The organism is Pseudomonas sp. G3-19 (genome assembly GCF_054855875.1).
Genome location: NZ_JBMPIQ010000003.1, coordinates 4,242,907 through 4,261,106 on the forward strand (window position 1 = coordinate 4,242,907; position 18,200 = coordinate 4,261,106).

At 62.4% G+C, this 18,200-nt stretch carries 18 protein-coding genes; 9 read left to right on the forward strand and 9 right to left on the reverse strand.

Annotated elements, in window-relative coordinates:
• Both glyS and glyQ read right to left on the reverse strand, forming a co-directional pair.
• The gene (gene glyS / locus ACOYXI_RS19495; protein ID WP_103367979.1) at nt 1-2,055 is read right to left on the reverse strand and encodes a glycine--tRNA ligase subunit beta; all 2,055 of its coding nucleotides are present in this window, start codon (nt 2,053-2,055) and stop codon (nt 1-3) included.
• Nucleotides 2,052-3,005, reverse strand: a complete 954-nt coding sequence (gene glyQ / locus ACOYXI_RS19500) for a glycine--tRNA ligase subunit alpha (RefSeq protein WP_003187265.1) — start codon at nt 3,003-3,005, stop codon at nt 2,052-2,054. The genes glyS and glyQ overlap by 4 nt, the downstream gene beginning before the upstream one ends.
• A gap of 81 nt (nt 3,006-3,086) precedes the next feature.
• Between glyQ and ACOYXI_RS19505 the strand changes: the two genes are divergently transcribed.
• The 3 genes from ACOYXI_RS19505 to ACOYXI_RS19515 all read left to right on the forward strand — a co-directional run bounded on the left by ACOYXI_RS19505 (nt 3,087) and on the right by ACOYXI_RS19515 (nt 4,917).
• On the forward strand, nt 3,087-3,644 hold the full coding sequence (locus ACOYXI_RS19505; protein WP_210556211.1) for a DNA-3-methyladenine glycosylase I: 558 nt from the start codon (nt 3,087-3,089) through the stop codon (nt 3,642-3,644).
• Nucleotides 3,645-3,684: 40 nt separating this feature from the next.
• Nucleotides 3,685-4,572 carry a lysophospholipid acyltransferase gene (locus tag ACOYXI_RS19510; RefSeq protein ID WP_003220227.1) on the forward strand — a complete coding sequence of 296 codons (888 nt, stop codon included), beginning with the start codon at nt 3,685-3,687 and terminating at the stop codon, nt 4,570-4,572.
• A 105-nt stretch (nt 4,573-4,677) separates the two neighbouring features.
• On the forward strand, nt 4,678-4,917 hold the full coding sequence (locus ACOYXI_RS19515; protein ID WP_007960749.1) for a PilZ domain-containing protein: 240 nt from the start codon (nt 4,678-4,680) through the stop codon (nt 4,915-4,917).
• A 1-nt stretch (nt 4,918) separates the two neighbouring features.
• Here the strand turns inward: ACOYXI_RS19515 and ACOYXI_RS19520 are convergent, their stop codons facing one another.
• From ACOYXI_RS19520 to def, 5 genes are all read right to left on the reverse strand, one after another.
• Nucleotides 4,919-5,233, reverse strand: a complete 315-nt coding sequence (locus ACOYXI_RS19520) for a tetratricopeptide repeat protein (protein WP_461675188.1) — start codon at nt 5,231-5,233, stop codon at nt 4,919-4,921.
• Between the two features lie 151 nt (nt 5,234-5,384).
• A complete protein-coding gene (trkA, locus tag ACOYXI_RS19525; RefSeq protein ID WP_003220233.1) occupies nt 5,385-6,761 on the reverse strand; it encodes a Trk system potassium transporter TrkA in 1,377 nt (458 codons plus the stop codon).
• Nucleotides 6,762-6,783: 22 nt separating this feature from the next.
• Complete coding sequence (gene rsmB, locus ACOYXI_RS19530) at nt 6,784-8,094, reverse strand: 16S rRNA (cytosine(967)-C(5))-methyltransferase RsmB (protein ID WP_461675189.1); 1,311 nt, start codon at nt 8,092-8,094, stop codon at nt 6,784-6,786.
• A complete protein-coding gene (gene fmt, locus ACOYXI_RS19535; RefSeq protein ID WP_461675190.1) occupies nt 8,091-9,050 on the reverse strand; it encodes a methionyl-tRNA formyltransferase in 960 nt (319 codons plus the stop codon). Before fmt ends, rsmB begins: the two co-directional genes overlap by 4 nt.
• A gap of 57 nt (nt 9,051-9,107) precedes the next feature.
• Nucleotides 9,108-9,614, reverse strand: coding sequence for a peptide deformylase (def, locus tag ACOYXI_RS19540; protein WP_027610272.1), 507 nt, complete (start codon nt 9,612-9,614; stop codon nt 9,108-9,110).
• A gap of 159 nt (nt 9,615-9,773) precedes the next feature.
• On the opposite strand from def, the gene ACOYXI_RS19545 reads away from it, so the two are divergent.
• From ACOYXI_RS19545 to ACOYXI_RS19560, 4 genes are all read left to right on the forward strand, one after another.
• Nucleotides 9,774-10,799, forward strand: a complete 1,026-nt coding sequence (locus tag ACOYXI_RS19545; protein WP_135294654.1) for a LysM peptidoglycan-binding domain-containing protein — start codon at nt 9,774-9,776, stop codon at nt 10,797-10,799.
• A gap of 82 nt (nt 10,800-10,881) precedes the next feature.
• Nucleotides 10,882-11,979 (forward strand): DNA-processing protein DprA, encoded by a 1,098-nt coding sequence (gene dprA, locus ACOYXI_RS19550; protein WP_134785073.1) that lies wholly within the window; start codon nt 10,882-10,884, stop codon nt 11,977-11,979.
• Between the two features lie 55 nt (nt 11,980-12,034).
• On the forward strand, nt 12,035-12,592 hold the full coding sequence (locus tag ACOYXI_RS19555) for an L-threonylcarbamoyladenylate synthase type 1 TsaC (RefSeq protein WP_003220243.1): 558 nt from the start codon (nt 12,035-12,037) through the stop codon (nt 12,590-12,592).
• A gap of 240 nt (nt 12,593-12,832) precedes the next feature.
• Nucleotides 12,833-13,504, forward strand: a complete 672-nt coding sequence (locus tag ACOYXI_RS19560) for a hypothetical protein (protein ID WP_461675191.1) — start codon at nt 12,833-12,835, stop codon at nt 13,502-13,504.
• A gap of 65 nt (nt 13,505-13,569) precedes the next feature.
• Here ACOYXI_RS19560 and ACOYXI_RS19565 read toward each other — a convergent pair whose 3' ends face one another.
• Nucleotides 13,570-14,547 carry an NADPH:quinone reductase gene (locus ACOYXI_RS19565; RefSeq protein WP_461675192.1) on the reverse strand — a complete coding sequence of 326 codons (978 nt, stop codon included), beginning with the start codon at nt 14,545-14,547 and terminating at the stop codon, nt 13,570-13,572.
• A gap of 163 nt (nt 14,548-14,710) precedes the next feature.
• Here ACOYXI_RS19565 and hemF point away from each other — a divergent pair, with 163 nt between their 5' ends.
• Nucleotides 14,711-15,625: an oxygen-dependent coproporphyrinogen oxidase gene (gene hemF, locus ACOYXI_RS19570; protein ID WP_461675193.1), complete on the forward strand. Its 915-nt coding sequence runs from the start codon at nt 14,711-14,713 to the stop codon at nt 15,623-15,625.
• A 9-nt stretch (nt 15,626-15,634) separates the two neighbouring features.
• Complete coding sequence (aroE, locus tag ACOYXI_RS19575) at nt 15,635-16,456, forward strand: shikimate dehydrogenase (RefSeq protein ID WP_098966439.1); 822 nt, start codon at nt 15,635-15,637, stop codon at nt 16,454-16,456.
• Between the two features lie 90 nt (nt 16,457-16,546).
• Here the strand turns inward: aroE and ACOYXI_RS19580 are convergent, their stop codons facing one another.
• Nucleotides 16,547-18,115, reverse strand: a complete 1,569-nt coding sequence (locus ACOYXI_RS19580) for a SulP family inorganic anion transporter (RefSeq protein WP_461675194.1) — start codon at nt 18,113-18,115, stop codon at nt 16,547-16,549.
• Nucleotides 18,116-18,200: the final 85 nt, after the last annotated feature.

Here is an 18,200-nt window from a genome sequence, read left to right on the forward strand (position 1 = left end):
TCAACCCAGCAGCGAAATGTCGGCAACCCCGAGGAACAGACCACGCAGACGCGCGAGCAGCGCGTAGCGGTTGGCCCGGACCTTGGCGTCTTCGGCATTGACCATCACCGCGTCGAAGAACGCATCCACCGGCTCACGCAATGCCGCCAGACGCGCCAGCGATTCGTTGTACTGACGCGCTGCGGCCATTGGCTGCACCGCCTGATCCGCTTGCTGGATCGCCGAGTACAGCGAGAACTCGTTGGCGTTGTCGAAGTACTTGGCCTCGACCACGGTCGGCACCGAGCCTTCAACCTTGCTCAACAGGTTCGATACACGCTTGTTGACCGCCGCCAGCGCTGCCGCTTCCGGCAGTTTGCGGAAGGCCTGAACCGCTTGCACACGCTGGTCGAAGTCCAGCGCCGAACCCGGCTTCAGGGCACGTACCGACAGGTAAGTGGCGACATCGACGCCCTCGTCTTCGTAACGCGCACGCAGACGGTCGAAGATGAATTCCAGCACCGCGTCGTTCAGACCGGCAGCCTTGACCTTGGTACCGAACGCAGCCACGGCGAAAGCCACGGCGTCGTTCAGGTCCAGATCCAGTTGTTTCTCGATCAGGATGCGCAGCACGCCGAGGGCCGCACGGCGCAGGGCATACGGGTCTTTGCTGCCGGTCGGCAGCATGCCGATACCGAAGATGCCGACCAGGGTGTCGAGCTTGTCGGCGATCGCGACAGCGGCACCGGTCAAGGTCGCCGGCAGTTCAGCACCGGCACCGCGTGGCATGTACTGCTCGTTCAGCGCCAGCGCGACGTCTTCCGGCTCGCCGTCATTGAGCGCGTAGTAGTAACCGGCGACACCTTGCATCTCCGGGAACTCGCCGACCATTTCGGTGGCCAGGTCGCACTTCGACAGCAGGCCGGCACGGGCCGCCCAGGAAGCGTTGCCGCCAATCCGCGCGGCGATGTAGGCCGCGAGTTTCGAAACGCGCTCGGCCTTGTCGTAGACGCTGCCGAGTTTTTCCTGGAACACCACGTTCTTCAGGCGATCATTGAAGGCTTCGAGCTTTTGCTTCTTGTCTTGCTTGAAGAAGAACTCGGCGTCGGTCAGGCGTGGGCGAACCACTTTCTCGTTACCGGCGATGATCTGCTGTGGATCTTTGCTTTCGATGTTGGCGACGGTGATGAACCGTGGCAGCAACTTGCCGTCGGCATCCAGCAGGCAGAAGTACTTCTGGTTGTCCTGCATGGTGGTGATCAGCGCTTCCTGCGGCACGTCGAGGAAGCGTTCCTCGAACGAGCACACCAGCGGCACCGGCCATTCGACCAGCGCGGTCACTTCATCGAGCAGCGCCGGCGGCACGATCGCGGTGCCTTCCTGACGGGTCGCCAGTTCTTCGGTGCGCTTGCTGATGATCTCGCGACGCTCGTTGGCATCGGCCAGCACGTAGGCGGCACGCAGGTCGGCCAGGTAGCTCGACGGCGAACCGATGCGCACGCTTTCCGGGTGGTGGAAACGGTGACCACGGGAGTCGCGGCCAGCCTTCTGCGCGAGGATGGTGCAGTCGATGACCTGGTCACCGAGCAGCATCACCAGCCACTGGGTCGGACGCACGAACTCTTCCTTGCGCGCACCCCAACGCATGCGTTTCGGGATCGGCAGGTCGTTCAGCGAATCTTCGACGATGGTCGGCAGCAGGCTTGCGGTTGGCTTGCCGGCGATGTTCTGGCTGTAACGCAGTTTCGGGCCGCTCTGGTCGATTTCGCTCAGCTCGACGCCGCACTTCTTGGCGAAGCCCAGGGCTGCCTGAGTCGGGTTGCCTTCAGCGTCGAAGGCGGCCTGACGTGGCGGGCCATCCAGGTTGATGCTGCGATCCGGTTGCTGGGTCGCCAGCGCCGTGATCAGCACCGCCAGACGACGCGGTGCGGCGTAGACCGTTTTGCTTTCGTAGCTCAGGCCGGCAGCTTGCAGGCCCTTGTCGATACCGGCGAGGAACGCTTCAGCCAGGGTGTTCAGGGCTTTTGGCGGCAGTTCTTCGGTGCCCAGTTCAACCAGAAAATCTTGCGCACTCATTGTGCAGCCTCCAGCTTGGCCAGTACTTCATCACGCAGGTCCGGGGTCGCCATCGGGAAGCCCAGCTTGGCGCGAGCCAGCAGGTAGGCTTGCGCAACGGAACGCGCCAGGGTGCGTACGCGCAGGATGTATTGCTGACGCGCGGTCACCGAGATCGCCCGACGCGCGTCCAGCAGGTTGAAGGTGTGCGAGGCCTTCAGGACCATTTCGTAGCTTGGCAACGGCAGCGGCTGGTCGAGCTCGATCAGGCGCTTGGCTTCGCTTTCATAGAAATCGAACAGTTCGAACAGTTTGTCGACGTTGGCGTGTTCGAAGTTGTAGGTGGACTGCTCCACTTCGTTCTGGTGGAACACGTCGCCGTAGGTGACCTTGCCGAACGGGCCGTCAGCCCAGACCAGGTCGTAGACCGAGTCCACGCCCTGCAGGTACATGGCCAGACGCTCGAGACCGTAGGTGATTTCACCGGTGACCGGGTAGCACTCGATGCCGCCGGCCTGCTGGAAGTAAGTGAACTGGGTCACTTCCATGCCGTTGAGCCAGACTTCCCAGCCCAGACCCCAGGCGCCGAGGGTCGGCGATTCCCAATTGTCTTCGACGAAGCGGATGTCGTGGACCAGCGGGTCCAGGCCGACATGCTTGAGCGAGCCCAGGTACAGTTCCTGGAAGTTGTCCGGGTTCGGCTTCAGCACGACCTGGAACTGATAGTAGTGCTGCAGACGGTTCGGGTTTTCCCCGTAGCGGCCGTCAGTCGGACGGCGGCTTGGCTGCACGTACGCGGCGTTCCAGGTTTCCGGGCCGATGGCGCGCAGGAAGGTCGCGGTGTGGAAAGTGCCGGCGCCTACTTCCATATCGTAGGGCTGAAGTACCACACAACCTTGCTCGGCCCAGTATTGCTGGAGCGCGAGGATCAAGTCTTGGAAGGTACGCACGGCTGGCGTAGGCTGGCTCACGAAATTCACCTGTTTCTTGGGCTGCGATTTAAAGAGCGGGAGTATACCCGATTCAGTCGCACCTCCACCCCCTGGAGCCTTATGCCACGCTGCTTTTGGTGTACCGAAGATCCGCTGTACATGGCTTATCACGATCAGGAGTGGGGCACGCCGCTACGCGATGCGCAGGGTTTGTTCGAGTTGCTTTTGCTCGAAGGGTTCCAGGCCGGGCTGTCGTGGATCACCGTGCTGCGCAAACGCGAGCGCTACCGCGAGGTGTTGTACGGCTTCGACGTGCAGCGCGTGGCGCAGATGAGCGACGCCGAAATCGATGAACTGATGCTCGATCCGGGGATCATCCGCAACCGCCTCAAACTCAATGCCGCCCGACGCAATGCCCAGGCCTGGCTGGCGCTGGAGGACCCGGAGGCCTTCCTCTGGTCGTTCGTCGGCGGCCGACCAATCATCAATCATTTCAAGGATCGCAGCGAAGTCCCGGCGATCACCCCCGAAGCGCTGGCGATGAGCAAAGCCCTGAAAAAGGCCGGCTTCACCTTCGTTGGCCCAACCATTTGCTACGCACTGATGCAGGCTTCGGGCATGGTCATGGATCACACTCAGGACTGTGACCGCTACGCGCAGCTGGTCAACGGCGGTTAGAATGGCCGCCTCGCGCACAGCACAAAATCAGGAGTGACCTGTGGAAAAGTTTAAAGGCGCCTTGCTGGTAGGCGCTCTGCGGCTGTTTGCCCTGCTGCCATGGCGGGCCGTGCAGGCCGTGGGTTCGGCGATCGGCTGGATCATGTGGAAAACCCCCAACCGTTCCCGCGACGTGGTGCGGATCAACCTCGCCAAATGTTTTCCACAGATGGACCCGGCCGAACGTGAGCGCCTGGTCGGCCAGAGCCTGAAAGACATCGGTAAATCCCTCACCGAAAGCGCCTGCGCCTGGATCTGGCCGGCCCAGCGTTCCATCGATCTGGTGCGCGAAGTCGAAGGCCTCGACATCCTCAAGGAGGCGCTGGCCTCGGGCAAAGGCGTGGTCGGCATCACCAGCCACCTGGGCAACTGGGAAGTGCTGAACCACTTCTATTGCAGCCAGTGCAAACCGATCATTTTCTACCGCCCGCCAAAGCTCAAGGCTGTGGATGAATTACTGCGCAAGCAACGCGTGCAGCTGGGCAACAAGGTCGCTGCCTCCACCAAGGAAGGCATCCTCAGCGTCATCAAGGAAGTGCGCAAAGGTGGTGCAGTGGGCATTCCCGCTGACCCGGAACCGGCCGAATCCGCAGGGATCTTCGTGCCGTTCTTCGCCACCCAGGCATTGACCAGCAAATTCGTGCCGAACATGCTCGCGGGCGGCAAAGCGGTCGGCGTGTTCCTGCATGCCCTGCGCCTGCCGGACGGCTCTGGCTACAAAGTGATCCTCGAAGCGGCACCCGAGGCCATGTACAGCACCGATACCGAGGAATCCTGCGCAGCGATGAGCAAAGTCGTTGAACGCTACGTTGCCGCGTATCCAAGCCAATACATGTGGAGCATGAAGCGCTTCAAGAAACGCCCACCGGGCGAAGCGCGCTGGTACTGAGCAAGTTGGCACACTCTGTGGATAACCTGTAGGAACGCCGAAGGCTGTGATCTTTTGATCTTGCTTGAGGTTATCCACAACCCGTTCATTCAAGGGCGCATAAAGATGTCCGAACAACGCAAATCCTTCCGCATCAAGATCACCCACGACAGCTTCGGCGAATGCCTGGGGCAGACGCGCAATCTGTCGGCCACCGGCGTGTATGTGCAGCATCCGCGTCTGGCGTCATTGCCCAAGGGTGCGGTGGTTTATGGCCAGGTGCAGGATTTGCCCACAGGCGCGCCGCGGGTGCGAATGGAAGTGGTGACGGTGGATGCCGAGGGCATCGGCCTGCGTTATCTCTAACTTATTGCGCCTGGCGGTCGAGCTTCTTCAGAAACACCGTCATTTCCTTCTCGGCCTGCTTGTCGCCATGGGCGCGGGCGGTTTCCAGACCTTGTTCCCACGCCTGCCGCGCGGCCGCGTGATCGCCCAGTGCAAGTTGCGCCTTGCCCAATAGCTTCCACGCCGCCGAGTACTTCGGGTCGAAACCGACACAGCGCTGGAAATGCTCGGCGGCTTTGGCGTTCTCCCCCAGATCCAGATAACCCTTGCCCAGGCCGAAGCGCAGCAATGAGTTATCCACACCCTTGGCGAGCATTTTTTCCAGGGATTCGAGCATGGGCGGAGTCCTTTTCTGTGGAGTGTCAGGTGTTGATCGGTGTCAGTTACACCGCTTTCGCGAGCAAGCCCGCTCCCACAGGGGAATGCATTCCAAATGTGGGAGCGGGCTTGCTCGCGAAGAGGCCATTACAACCGACGATATTTCTGGATCAGAAGAAGCTGAGCCCCACATGAAACAGCTTCTCCACATCGCGAATATGCTTTTTATCCACAAGGAACAGAATCACATGGTCGCCGGTTTCGATCACCGTGTCGTCGTGGGCGATGATCACTTCTTCGTTGCGGATGATCGCGCCAATCGTGCTGCCCGGTGGCAGGCCGATTTTCTCGATCGGCCGGCCGATGACCTTGCTCGACTTCGCATCGCCGTGGGCAATCGCCTCGATGGCCTCCGCCGCGCCCCGGCGCAATGAGTGCACGCTGACGATATCGCCACGGCGTACGTGGGCCAGCAAGGTGCCGATGGTCGCCAGTTGCGGGCTGATGGCGATGTCGATGTCGCCGCCCTGGATCAGATCGACGTAAGCCGGGTTGTTGATGATCGTCATCACCTTCTTCGCCCCCAGCCGTTTGGCCAACAGCGACGACATGATGTTGGCTTCGTCATCGTTGGTCAGCGCGAGGAAGATGTCGGCGTCGGCGATGTTCTCTTCCAGCAGCAGATCACGGTCCGAGGCGCTGCCCTGCAGCACCACGGTGCTGTCGAGGGTGTCGGAGAGATAGCGGCAGCGGGCCGGGTTCATCTCGATGATCTTCACCTGGTAGCGGCTTTCGATGGCCTCGGCCAGGCGCTCGCCGATCTGCCCGCCACCGGCAATCACGATGCGCTTGTAGGTTTCGTCGAGACGGCGCATTTCGCTCATCACCGCGCGAATATTCTCACGGGCGGCGATGAAGAAGACTTCGTCATCGGCCTCGATCACCGTATCGCCTTGCGGCAGGATCGGCCGGTCGCGGCGGAAAATCGCCGCGACACGCGTCTCGACATTCGGCATGTGCTCGCGCAACTGGCGCAATTGCTGACCCACCAGCGGCCCGCCGTAATAGGCGCGCACCGCCACCAGTTGCGCCTGGCCTTCGGCGAAGTCGATCACTTGCAGCGCGCCCGGATGCTGGATCAGACGCTTGATGTAGTTGGTCACCACCTGCTCGGGGCTGATCAGCACGTCGACCGGAATCGCTTCGTTCTGGAACAGCTGTTCTTCGCGATTGAGGTAGGACGCTTCGCGCACCCGGGCGATTTTGGTCGGGGTGTGGAACAGCGTGTGCGCGACCTGGCAGGCGACCATGTTGGTCTCGTCGCTGTTGGTCACCGCCACCAGCATGTCGGCATCGTCGGCGCCGGCCTGGCGCAACACCGACGGCAGCGAGCCGCGGCCCTGAATGGTGCGGATGTCGAGGCGGTCGCCGAGGTCGCGCAGGCGCTCGCCGTCGGTGTCGACCACGGTGATGTCGTTGGCTTCGCTCGCCAAGTGTTCAGCCAGCGAACCGCCGACCTGCCCCGCACCGAGGATGATGATTTTCATCCAGTCACTCCGTTGAATCCGTTTAGCCGCGCGCGGCAGCGATCTTGATCAGCTTGGCGTAGTAGAACCCGTCATGCCCGCCCTGCTGGGCCAGCAATTGGCGACCATGGGGCTGTTTGATCCCGGCCGTGGTGGCCAGATCCAGTTCGCGGGCACCGGGCGTACGCTCAAGGAACGCGGCAATGACTTCGGTGTTCTCGGTCGGCAAGGTCGAGCAAGTGGCGTAGAGCAGGATGCCGCCGACTTCGAGGGTTTTCCACAGGGCGTCGAGGAGCTCGCCTTGCAGCAGCGCGAGGGCGGCGATGTCGTCGGCCTGACGGGTCAGCTTGATGTCCGGATGGCGGCGGATCACGCCGGTGGCCGAGCATGGCGCGTCGAGCAGGATGCGCTGGAACGGCTTGCCGTCCCACCACGCGGCGGTATCGCGACCGTCGGCAGCGATCAGTTCGGCGCTCAGCCCCAGCCGCTCAAGGTTTTCCTTTACGCGCACCAGACGCTTGGCTTCCAGATCCACCGCCACCACGCCGGCCAGCGCCGGTTCGGCTTCGAGGATATGACAGGTCTTGCCGCCCGGCGCGCAACACGCATCGAGCACGCGCTGACCCGGCGCCAGATCGAGCAGATCGGCGGCCAGTTGCGCGGCTTCGTCCTGCACGCTGATCCAGCCTTCGGCAAAACCCGGCAGGCTGCGCACGTCGGCGGCGGCTTCAAGGACGATGCCGTCGCGGCTGTAAACACACGGCGTGGCAGCGATGCCGGCGTCGCTGAGCAAGCCAAGGTAGGCATCGCGGCCGTGATGCCGGCGGTTGACCCGCAGGATCATCGGCGGGTGCGCGTTATTCGCCGCGCAGATCGCTTCCCATTGTTCCGGCCAGAAGGCTTTCAGGGATTTCTGCAGCCAGCGCGGGTGGGCGGTGCGCACCACCGGATCGCGCTCCAGCTCGGCGAAAATCGTCTCGCTTTCGCGCTGGGCATTGCGCAGCACGGCGTTGAGCAAACCCTTGGCCCACGGCTTTTTCAGCTTGTCCGCGCAACCGACGGTTTCGCCGATGGCCGCGTGCGGCGGCACGCGGGTGTAGAGCAGTTGATAGAGACCGACCAGCAGCAATGCCTCGACATCGGCGTCGGCAGCCTTGAACGGTTTCTGCAAAAGTTTTTCCGCCAGCGCCGACAGCCGTGGCTGCCAGCGCGCGGTGCCGAACGCCAGATCCTGGGTGAAACCGCGATCACGGTCCTCGACCTTGTCCAGTTGCGCCGGCAGGGAGCTGTTCAGCGAAGCCTTGCCGCTGAGCACGGCTGCGAGTGCCTTGGCGGCGGCCAGACGCGGGTTCATTGCGCGTCCACCACGGCGCCGAGCACGGTGCCGACGGCAAATTTCTCGCGACGGCTGTTGAACAGGTCGCTGAAGTTCAGCGCCTTGCCGCCGGGCAGTTGCAGACGGGTCAGGCACAGCGCCTGTTCACCGCAGGCGACGATCAGGCCGTCCTTGCTGGCGCTGAGGATTTCACCCGGCGCGCCTTTGCCGTCAGCCAGGGTCGCGGCCAGTACTTTCAATGCTTCGCCATTGAGGGTGCTGTGGGTAATCGGCCATGGATTGAAAGCACGCACCAGACGTTCCAGCTCAACCGCCGGACGGCTCCAGTCGAGGCGCGCTTCGTCCTTGTTCAGTTTGTGGGCGTAGGTGGCGAGCTCGTCGTTCTGCACTTCGCCTTCGAGGGTTCCAGCGGCCAGGCCGGCAATTGCCTGAACCACGGCGGGCGGGCCCATTTCGGCGAGGCGGTCGTGCAGCGTGCCGCCCGTGTCGTCGGCGCTGATCGGGGTCACGACCTTGAGCAGCATCGGCCCGGTGTCGAGGCCGGCTTCCATGCGCATCACGGTCACGCCGCTTTCGGCATCACCGTGTTCCACGGCGCGCTGGATCGGCGCCGCACCGCGCCAGCGTGGCAGCAGCGAGGCGTGGCTGTTGATGCAGCCCAGACGCGGAATATCCAGCACCGCTTGCGGCAGGATCAGGCCGTAGGCGACCACCACCATCAAGTCCGGTTTCAGCGCGGCGAGCTCGGCTTGAGCATCGGCGTTGCGCAGGGTCGGCGGCTGCAACACCTGGATATTATTTTCCAGGGCCAACTGTTTGACCGGGCTCGGCATCAGTTTTTGCCCGCGACCGGCCGGACGATCCGGTTGGGTGTAGACCGCGACGATCTCGTAAGGGCTGTTCAGCAGGGCCTTGAGGTGCTCGGCGGCGAATTCCGGGGTGCCGGCAAAAACGATGCGCATTGGCTCAGTCATGAAGGGAGTCTCACAAAAAGAAAAAGGCTTGCCGCAGCAAGCCTTTGAAGAGGGGCATCAAGCGTTCTGGCGGTGCAGCTTTTCCAGTTTCTTCTTGATCCGGTCGCGTTTGAGCGTGGACAGGTAATCGACGAACAACTTGCCGTTGAGGTGGTCGCATTCGTGCTGGATGCACACCGCGAGCAGGCCTTCGGCGATCAGTTCGTAAGGCTGGCCATCGCGGTCCAGCGCCTTGATTTTGACCTTCTGCGGGCGGTCGACGTTTTCGTAGAAACCCGGCACCGACAGGCAGCCTTCCTGGTACTGATCCATCTCGTCGGTCAGCGATTCGAACTCGGGGTTGATGAACACCCGGGGTTCGGTGCGGTCTTCGGAAAGGTCCATCACGACGATACGTTTGTGCACGTTGACCTGGGTCGCGGCGAGGCCGATGCCCGGCGCTTCATACATTGTTTCAAACATGTCATCGACCAACTGACGCACTTCGTCGTCCACTACAGCCACAGGCTTGGCGATAGTACGCAGACGCGGGTCCGGGAATTCGAGGATGTTTAAAATGGCCATAGGCTGATTGCTGCACGTATTGAGTAAAGTCGGGTCGATGGCCTGGCAGGTCCGAAGATGCAGGCTACCGTTGTGAAGCGTAGCTAATGCAATTTGCAGTAGCGAGCCACGGGGGCTCTGACGGTTCACGCGAACGCACATGATAAAGGGATTCGCTGCATGAGGAAAACACTACTCGCCCTGCTGCTTCTGGCTTCGGCCGCGGCTGCGCAAGGGCAAGTGCAACTCAGGGATGGTTTTCCACAGCAATACACGGTGGTTTCGGGAGACACCCTCTGGGACATTTCCGGCAAATACCTGCGCGAGCCCTGGCAATGGCCACAGCTGTGGCGGGCCAATCCGCAGATCGAAAACCCCAACCTGATCTACCCCGGCGACACGCTGACGCTCCGTTACGTCAACGGCCAGCCGCAGCTGACCCTCAATCGCGGCGAGTCACGGGGCACCATCAAGCTGTCGCCACGCATCCGCACCAGCCCGGTGGCCGAGGCGATTCCGAGCATTCCGCTGAAATCAATCAACAGTTTCCTGCTGAGCAACCGCATCGTCGACAAGGTCGAGGACTTCGACAAGGCGCCGTATATCGTCGCCGGCGATGCCGAGCGCGTGTTGAGTGGCACTGGCGACCGGATCTTCGCCCGGGGCCACTTCGATCCGAATCAACCGGTGTACGGCATCTTCCGCCAGGGCAAGGTCTACACCGACCCGCAGACCAAGGAGTTCCTCGGGATCAACGCCGACGATATCGGTGGCGGTGAAATCGTCGCCACCGAAGGCGACGTCGCCACCCTCGCCCTGCAACGCACCACCCAGGAAGTACGTCTGGGCGATCGTCTGTTCAGCGGCGAAGAGCGCTCGATCAATTCGACTTTCATGCCCAGCGCCCCGAGCACCAACATCAACGGCCTGATCATCGACGTGCCGCGCGGCGTCACGCAGATCGGCGTGATGGACGTGGTCACCCTGAACAAAGGCAAGCGCGACGGTCTGGCCGAAGGCAATGTGCTGGTGGTGATGAAAACCGGGGAAACCGTGCGCGACCGGATCACCGGCCAGCCGCTGAAAATTCCCGATGAACGGGCCGGTCTGCTGATGGTGTTCCGTACCTACGACAAGCTCAGTTACGGCCTCGTACTCAACGCATCGCGCTCGCTGGCGGTGCTCGACAAGGTGAGAAATCCTTAGCAGGCTTAACAAGTTACCAACAGAGTTATCCACAGCTTGTTCCGAATGGTTCGGGACTTATAACGATCAAGGATGATCCACGATGCTGTCTGCCTGTACGCCGGTTTCCCCTGCGGAACTGGAAGCGCGTTTGCGCCTGCACCGCTTGCCGGAAATCGGTCCGAAACGTTTTGCCAAACTGCTTGAAGCCTTCGGCTCGGCGTCAAAAGCCCTGAGCGCGCCGGCCAGTGCCTGGCGTGCGCTGGGGTTGCCGGCGGCGTCGGCCGAGGCCCGGCGCAGCCCGCAAGTGCGCGACGGCGCCAGCCATGCATTGCGCTGGCTAGAGCGGCCCGGCCAGCATCTATTGATGTTGGACCAGGCGGATTATCCGGCGCTGCTGGCGCAGATCCCTGACCCGCCACCGTTGTTGTTCGTCGCCGGTGATCCGCTGATTCTGGAAAAACCGCAACTGGCGATGGTCGGCAGTCGCAGCGCGTCGCGCCCGGGAATGGATACCGCCGCCGCATTTTCCCGCAGCCTCGCCGGGGCCGGTTTTGTCATCACCAGTGGCTTGGCGCTGGGTATCGATGCGGCTGCGCATCAAGCGGCTCTGGACGTCGGCGGGCAAACCGTCGGTGTACTCGGCACCGGCCTGGAAAAGTTTTATCCACAGCGCAATCGTCGACTGGCCGACGCGATGATTGCCTCGGGCAGCGCAGTGGTTTCTGAGTTTCCACTGGACGCCGGGCCAACGGCGAGCAACTTCCCCAGGCGCAACCGGATCATCAGCGGTTTGTCCCTCGGTGTGCTGGTGGTCGAGGCGAGTGTCGCCAGCGGTTCGCTGATCACTGCCCGGCTGGCGGCGGAACAGGGCCGCGAGGTGTATGCGATTCCCGGCTCGATCCATCACCCCGGTGCGCGCGGCTGCCATCAGTTGATCCGCGACGGCGCGGTGCTGGTGGAAACCATCGAACACATTCTCGAAGCCCTGCGCGGCTGGCAGCATTTGCCGTTATCCACAGACCCGCCGGATTCCGCGCATCCCTTGCTTGATCTGCTGCACGCCGCGCCGCACACCAGCGAAGCCTTGGTCGAAAGCAGCGGCTGGGCGTTGCCCAAAGTCCTCGCGGCGCTCACCGAGCTGGAAATGGACGGCCGCGCAGTGTGTGAAAACGGTCGCTGGCTGGCGAGGACACGCTAGGTTTTACAGGGAAGATCGGTAAACTGCGCAAAACCTGTTTTCGGAGAGTTTTTTCATGGTCAACAGTTGGCGTGTGCAACAAGCCGCACGAGAGATTCGCGCCGGGGCGGTGATTGCCTATCCAACCGAAGCCGTCTGGGGGCTGGGTTGCGACCCGTGGAACGAAGAGGCAGTGGATCGGCTACTGGCGATCAAGAACCGTTCGGTGGACAAGGGCCTGATCCTGGTCGCCGACAACATCCGCCAGTTCGACTTCCTGTTCGAAGACTTCCCGCAAGAGTGGCTCGACCGTATGGCCAGCACCTGGCCGGGGCCGAACACCTGGCTGGTGCCGCATCAGAACCTGTTGCCGGAATGGGTGACGGGTGTGCATGACACGGTGGCGCTGCGGGTCAGCGATCACCCGCAGGTGCGGGATCTGTGCTCGATGGTCGGGCCGCTGATTTCCACCTCGGCCAACCCGCAGGGGCGGCCGGCGGCGCGCACGCGGTTGCGCGTCGAGCAGTATTTCCGTGGGCAGATCGACCTGATCCTTGGCGGGCAACTGGGCGGGCGCAAGAACCCCAGCGTGATTCGCGATCTGGCAACCGGCAAGGTCATTCGCCCCGACTGATCCTGCGTCGAAAACCTTTACCGTGAGTCTTCCTCGCCTTGATGGTGAGGAGGACTACGCGTGCCTGCGATTTATCCTGCAATGACGCCAGTTTCTCTGTCGGAAAAGTCGCCAAGTCCCCAGATTCATTGGCTTTTCCCACTTGATTATCAGACTTTCTGGCGTGGCGGAATCGGCAAAAGCAACCATCCTTTCCCTGCACTCGAAACACTTCGATAAGTTAAGGTCTGCGGAGAAAGAATGGACACTACCAATTTGCAACTCACGGATTACCTGCAGGCGCTTCAGGTGACGTTGAAGAGTCACCATGAGGGTTGTCGCATCGTGATGCTTGAGGCTGGGGCGGATACTCAGGAGTTCGACCGGTTTATCGATCGGCAATTTCGGCTTCGGTTGCAGCATTACATGCTGACTTCACGGGCGCGGATGCTCGAAACCAGACTGGCGATAAAGTCGCGCAGTACCCATTTCCTGCTGTATCGGCACGATCAACTGTTGGCGGTATTGAGAGCGACTCCGGCACCGTTCGAGTGGGTATCGCTGGCGCAGCAACACGTTTCTCCCACGGTGGCGCTGTCGCGCCATGTCGAATTCAGTCGATTGATGTCGTACACGCCCAATCAGTTGCCCATCGCATTCAACGGTCTGCTGGCGGCCGCTACCGAGTGGGCCATTAAATGCGGTTATAACGGGGTAACCGCGTTGTGCAGATCGCAACAACTGCGCTTCTACCAGCGTTTCGGCCTGATGCCGATCGCCTCCAATGCCCTGCATATCGACCAGCGCGCACGCGGCGATTACTGGGTGCTGTCAGCCGAGTGGCGGCAAATTCTCGCGGCGGTCCAACCGCCTGATCCGGCGGTTGGCCACGTGGTGCAAAAACCGTTGGAGTGTCATCTGTCGAGGTGTTGAACGCGTTCGAACTGACTTGCCAGCCGTGGGTTTGCAACCCTGACTGGCAAGACGTCGAAGGTTTTTCAGGGCAGCAGGATGGTCGAGCCGGTGGTACGCCGGGCCGACAATTCGGTCTGCGCCTTCGCCGCATCAGCCAGTGGATAGCGCTGGCTGATGTCCACCTTGAGCTTGCCGCTGATGATCATCTCGAACAGCTCGTCGGCCATGCGCTGCAGGTTCTCGGCGTTATTGGCGTAGGTCGCCAGGGTCGGGCGGGTCACGTACAGCGAGCCCTTGGCCGAAAGAATCCCCAGATTCACCCCGTCCACCGCACCGGAGGCGTTGCCGAAACTCACCACCAGCCCACGCGGCGACACACTGTCGAGCGAGGTCAGCCAGGTGTCTTTGCCGACGCCGTCGTACACCACCGGGACTTTATTGCCATCGGTCAGCTCCAGCACCCGCTGTGCCACGTTTTCGTGGCTGTAATCAATGGTTGCCCAGGCACCGTTGGCCTTGGCCAGTTCGGCTTTTTCCTTGGAGCTGACCGTACCGATCAGCTTCACGCCTAGGGCCTTGGCCCATTGGCAGGCTAGCGAACCGACGCCCCCGGCAGCGGCGTGGAACAGAATGGTTTCGCCACCCTTGAGTTCATAGGTCTGGCGCAGCAGGTACTGCACGGTGAGGCCCTTGAGCATGACCCCGGCTGCGGTCTCGAAGCTGATTTCGTCCGGCAGCTTCACCAGATTGGCTTCGGGCAGGGAGTGCAACTGGCTGTAGGCGCCCAACGGGCCGCTGCCATATGCCACGCGATCACCGACCTTGAACCGGGTGACGTCGCTGCCCACCGCATCGACGATGCCGGCGCCTTCAGCGCCGAGGCCGGACGGCAAGGCTGGCGGGGCATACAGACCGCTGCGGAAATAGGTGTCGATGAAGTTCAGGCCGATCGCCTTGTTCGCCACCCGCACCTGATTCGGGCCGGGCGCGGCGGGTTCGTAGTCAACAAACTCGAGCACTTCGGGACCGCCGTGGGCGCGGAACTGGATACGCTTTGCCATCTGCCTGCTCTCCTTGGGTCGTTTGTAAGCCCCCTATCCAACTCCCCTGCTTGATCTTCGTCAACTGCGGCGCGCAGGTTTGCGGTGTTATGCTACGCGCCCATTTGCGCCGCCCCCTGCCTGCGGGGCGCCCGCGTAGTTATGCCCGATTCAAGGTGAAGCCATGACGACCCGCACCGACGCCGTAAAGGCCTATCTGCTCGACCTGCAAGACCGCATCTGCGCCGCGCTGGAAACCGAGGACGGCGGCACGCGCTTCGTCGAAGACGCCTGGACCCGGCCTGCCGGTGGTGGCGGTCGTACCCGTGTGATCGAGAACGGTGCGGTGATCGAAAAGGGCGGCGTCAATTTTTCCCACGTGTTCGGCAGCGGGTTGCCGCCGTCGGCCAGCGCCCATCGTCCGGAGCTGGCCGGGCGCGGTTTCGAAGCCCTCGGCGTATCGCTGGTGATTCATCCGCACAACCCGCATGTGCCGACGTCCCACGCCAACGTGCGCTTTTTCATCGCCGAGAAGGAAGGTGAAGAGCCGGTCTGGTGGTTCGGCGGCGGCTTCGACCTGACCCCGTATTACGGCAACGAGGAAGACTGCATCCACTGGCACCGCGTCGCCGAACAGGCCTGCGCGCCGTTCGGGCCGGACGTCTATCCGCGTTACAAGGCCTGGTGCGACACCTATTTCCACATCAAGCATCGGCACGAACCGCGTGGCATCGGCGGCCTGTTTTTCGACGACCTGAACGAGTGGGATTTCGACACCAGTTTCGCCTTCATGCGCGCCATCGGTGATGCCTACATCGACGCTTACCTGCCCATCGTGCAGCGCCGCAAGAACGATGCGTTCACCGCACAGCAGCGTGAATTCCAGGAATTCCGCCGTGGCCGCTACGTCGAGTTCAACCTGGTCTACGACCGAGGCACCCTGTTCGGCCTGCAATCGGGCGGGCGTACCGAGTCGATCCTCATGTCGTTGCCGCCGCAAGTGCGCTGGGCCTATGACTTCAAGGCCGAACCCGGCAGCGAAGAAGCGCGCCTGACCGACTACTTCCTGCAAGACCGCGACTGGCTGGCCGAGGCCTGAGGACTGCTGATGGATCGTTACGTCGTTTTCGGTAACCCGATCGGCCACAGCAAGTCGCCGATGATTCACAAACTGTTCGCCGAGCAGACCGGTCAGCGCCTCGACTACAGCACCCTGCTGGCGCCGCTTGACGACTTCAGTGCCTGCGCCATGGCGTTCTTCCAGGACGGTCGCGGCGCCAACGTCACGGTGCCGTTCAAGGAAGAGGCCTATCGCCTGGCGAACAGCCTGACCGCTCGCGCGCAGCGCGCTGGTGCAGTGAACACCTTGAGCAAACTGGTCGACGGTTCGCTGCTCGGCGACAACACCGACGGCGCCGGTCTGGTGCGCGACCTGACGGTGAATGCCGGTTTCAGCCTGACCGGCAAACGCATCCTGCTGCTCGGCGCTGGCGGCGCGGTGCGTGGCGCGCTGGAGCCGTTGCTGGCCGAGAAGCCGGCGTCGGTGATTATCGCCAACCGCACGGTGGATAAAGCCGAGCTGCTGGCCGAGCTGTTCTGTGATCTGGGGCCGGTGTCGGCCAGTGGTTTCGACTGGTTGCAGGAGCCGGTGGACGTGATCATCAACGCCACTTCCGCCAGCCTCACCGGCGACGTGCCGCCGATTGCCGCGAGCCTGATCGAGCCGGGCCAGACCCTGTGCTACGACATGATGTACGGCAAAGAGCCGACTGCGTTCTGCCGTTGGGCCAGCGAGCATGGCGCGGCAGTGTCGATGGATGGTCTGGGGATGCTGGCTGAACAGGCGGCCGAGGCGTTTTTCCTGTGGCGCGGAGTGCGTCCGGATACGGCGCCGGTACTGGCCGAACTACGCCGCCAGTTGGCCCTTTAAAAGCTTCGCGAGCAAGCCCGCTCCCACATTGGAATGCGATCAAATGTGGGAGCGGGCTTGCTCGCGAATGGCCGCACCGCCGATCCTGGATCAATCCTCAAACCGGATCGGACATTTCTCCGCCCCTTCCAGCTTCCGCAACTCCTCGACCACCTGCGGCCGCGCTCGGCGCAGGGTCAGGCTGCGATCCTGACGCAGCAGGCGCCGCGCCTCCTGATGCAGCATCTCCACCCCCGAATAATCGATGAAGTTGATCTGCTGCGCCTCGATCACCACCCGCGTACCGTGCAGCCGTTGCAGGCGCACTTGCAGGTAATGGCTGGCGCCGAAGAAGATCGAGCCGCCGACTCGCAGTACGTCCTCCTCACCCTCGCGGGAATGCTGCACTCGCGGTTGCGAGGTGCGCTTGAGGTAGAAGAACAGCGACGCCAGCACCCCGGCATAGATCGCGGTCTGCAGTTCCAGTAGCAGCGTGGCGAGGCAGGTCAGCGCCATGACCACGAACTCGGCACGGCTGACCCGCAGCAACGAACGAATCCCGCGATGATCCACCAGGCCCCAGGCGATCAGCAGAATGCTTCCGGCCATCGCCGGAATCGGAATGTGTGAAATCAGCCCGGCGCCGAAAATCGCGAACAGCGCGACCCATATCGCCGAAAACACCCCGGCCAGCGGCGAACAGGCACCCGCCTCGTAACTCAGGCCTGAGCGGGTGAACGAACCGGCGGAGAGCGATCCGGAAAAGAACGCCCCGACAATATTCGACAAGCCCTGTGCGCGGACTTCCTGGTTGGCATCAAGCAACTGCTGCGAACGTGCAGCAATCGAACGGGCAATCGACAGGCTGGTGACCAGACCGAGCATGCCTACCGCCACCGCGCTCGGCAGCAAGCGCAGCACCAGATCGAGATCCAGCGGCAGCGCACTGAACGGTGGCAGGCGTCCGACAAAGGCGCTGACCAGATGCACGTGGCCGAACATCGCCGGCCATAACCACACCACTGCGCTGCCCAGCACCAGCGTTATCAACAGAGTCGGCCAGCGCGGCAGCAGTTGTCTGAGGACAAAACCGACCAGCACCGTGGTCACACCCAACACCAGTGATGGTTTATCCACAGCCCGCAGGTGTTGCAGCAGGTCCATCAGACTGGCCAGCGCTGTGGCTTTGGCCGGCAGATCCAGCCCCAGCAGATTCGGCAACTGGCCGATGGCGATCACCACCGCCGCGCCGAGGGTGAAACCGAGCACCACCGAATGCGAGACGAAATTCACCAGTGCACCGAAGCGCAGCAGGCCGAGCAGCCACTGGAAAATCCCCGCGAGGAAGGTGAGCAGCAGGATCAGCGTGATGTAGTCCTGTGACGCCGGCACGGCCAAGGGACTGACGCTGGCGTAGAGCACAATCGAAATTGCTGCAGTCGGGCCGCAGATCAGATGCCACGACGACCCCCACAGGCAGGCGATCAGCACCGGGATGATCGCCGCATAGAGGCCGTATTCCGGCGGCAGGCCGGCAATCAGTGCGTAGGCGATCGACTGCGGCAACGCGAGAATCGCACCGCTCAGGCCAACGACCAGATCCCGGCCGACGCTGGCGCGGGTTTGCCGGGGCAGCCAGGTCAGGAAGGGAAAGAGTGAACGGCGACTTGGCAGGGCCATGGGTCCTCGCGGGCGGGTTTTGTTCAAGGTTATCAGGGTGCCAGGGTAAAGGCCCTCACCCTAACCCTCTCCCGGAGGGAGAGGG

Coding starts and splice junctions, on each gene's coding strand:
- glyS (WP_103367979.1), bottom strand. CDS start 2,055: ATGAGTGCGCAAGATTTTCTGGTTGAACTGGGCACCGAAGAACTGCCG.
- ACOYXI_RS19505 (WP_210556211.1), top strand. CDS start 3,087: ATGCCACGCTGCTTTTGGTGTACCGAAGATCCGCTGTACATGGCTTAT.
- ACOYXI_RS19515 (WP_007960749.1), top strand. CDS start 4,678: ATGTCCGAACAACGCAAATCCTTCCGCATCAAGATCACCCACGACAGC.
- ACOYXI_RS19520 (WP_461675188.1), bottom strand. CDS start 5,233: ATGCTCGAATCCCTGGAAAAAATGCTCGCCAAGGGTGTGGATAACTCA.
- trkA (WP_003220233.1), bottom strand. CDS start 6,761: ATGAAAATCATCATCCTCGGTGCGGGGCAGGTCGGCGGTTCGCTGGCT.
- rsmB (WP_461675189.1), bottom strand. CDS start 8,094: ATGAACCCGCGTCTGGCCGCCGCCAAGGCACTCGCAGCCGTGCTCAGC.
- fmt (WP_461675190.1), bottom strand. CDS start 9,050: ATGACTGAGCCAATGCGCATCGTTTTTGCCGGCACCCCGGAATTCGCC.
- def (WP_027610272.1), bottom strand. CDS start 9,614: ATGGCCATTTTAAACATCCTCGAATTCCCGGACCCGCGTCTGCGTACT.
- ACOYXI_RS19545 (WP_135294654.1), top strand. CDS start 9,774: ATGAGGAAAACACTACTCGCCCTGCTGCTTCTGGCTTCGGCCGCGGCT.
- dprA (WP_134785073.1), top strand. CDS start 10,882: ATGCTGTCTGCCTGTACGCCGGTTTCCCCTGCGGAACTGGAAGCGCGT.
- ACOYXI_RS19555 (WP_003220243.1), top strand. CDS start 12,035: ATGGTCAACAGTTGGCGTGTGCAACAAGCCGCACGAGAGATTCGCGCC.
- ACOYXI_RS19560 (WP_461675191.1), top strand. CDS start 12,833: ATGGACACTACCAATTTGCAACTCACGGATTACCTGCAGGCGCTTCAG.
- ACOYXI_RS19565 (WP_461675192.1), bottom strand. CDS start 14,547: ATGGCAAAGCGTATCCAGTTCCGCGCCCACGGCGGTCCCGAAGTGCTC.
- hemF (WP_461675193.1), top strand. CDS start 14,711: ATGACGACCCGCACCGACGCCGTAAAGGCCTATCTGCTCGACCTGCAA.
- aroE (WP_098966439.1), top strand. CDS start 15,635: ATGGATCGTTACGTCGTTTTCGGTAACCCGATCGGCCACAGCAAGTCG.
- ACOYXI_RS19580 (WP_461675194.1), bottom strand. CDS start 18,115: ATGGCCCTGCCAAGTCGCCGTTCACTCTTTCCCTTCCTGACCTGGCTG.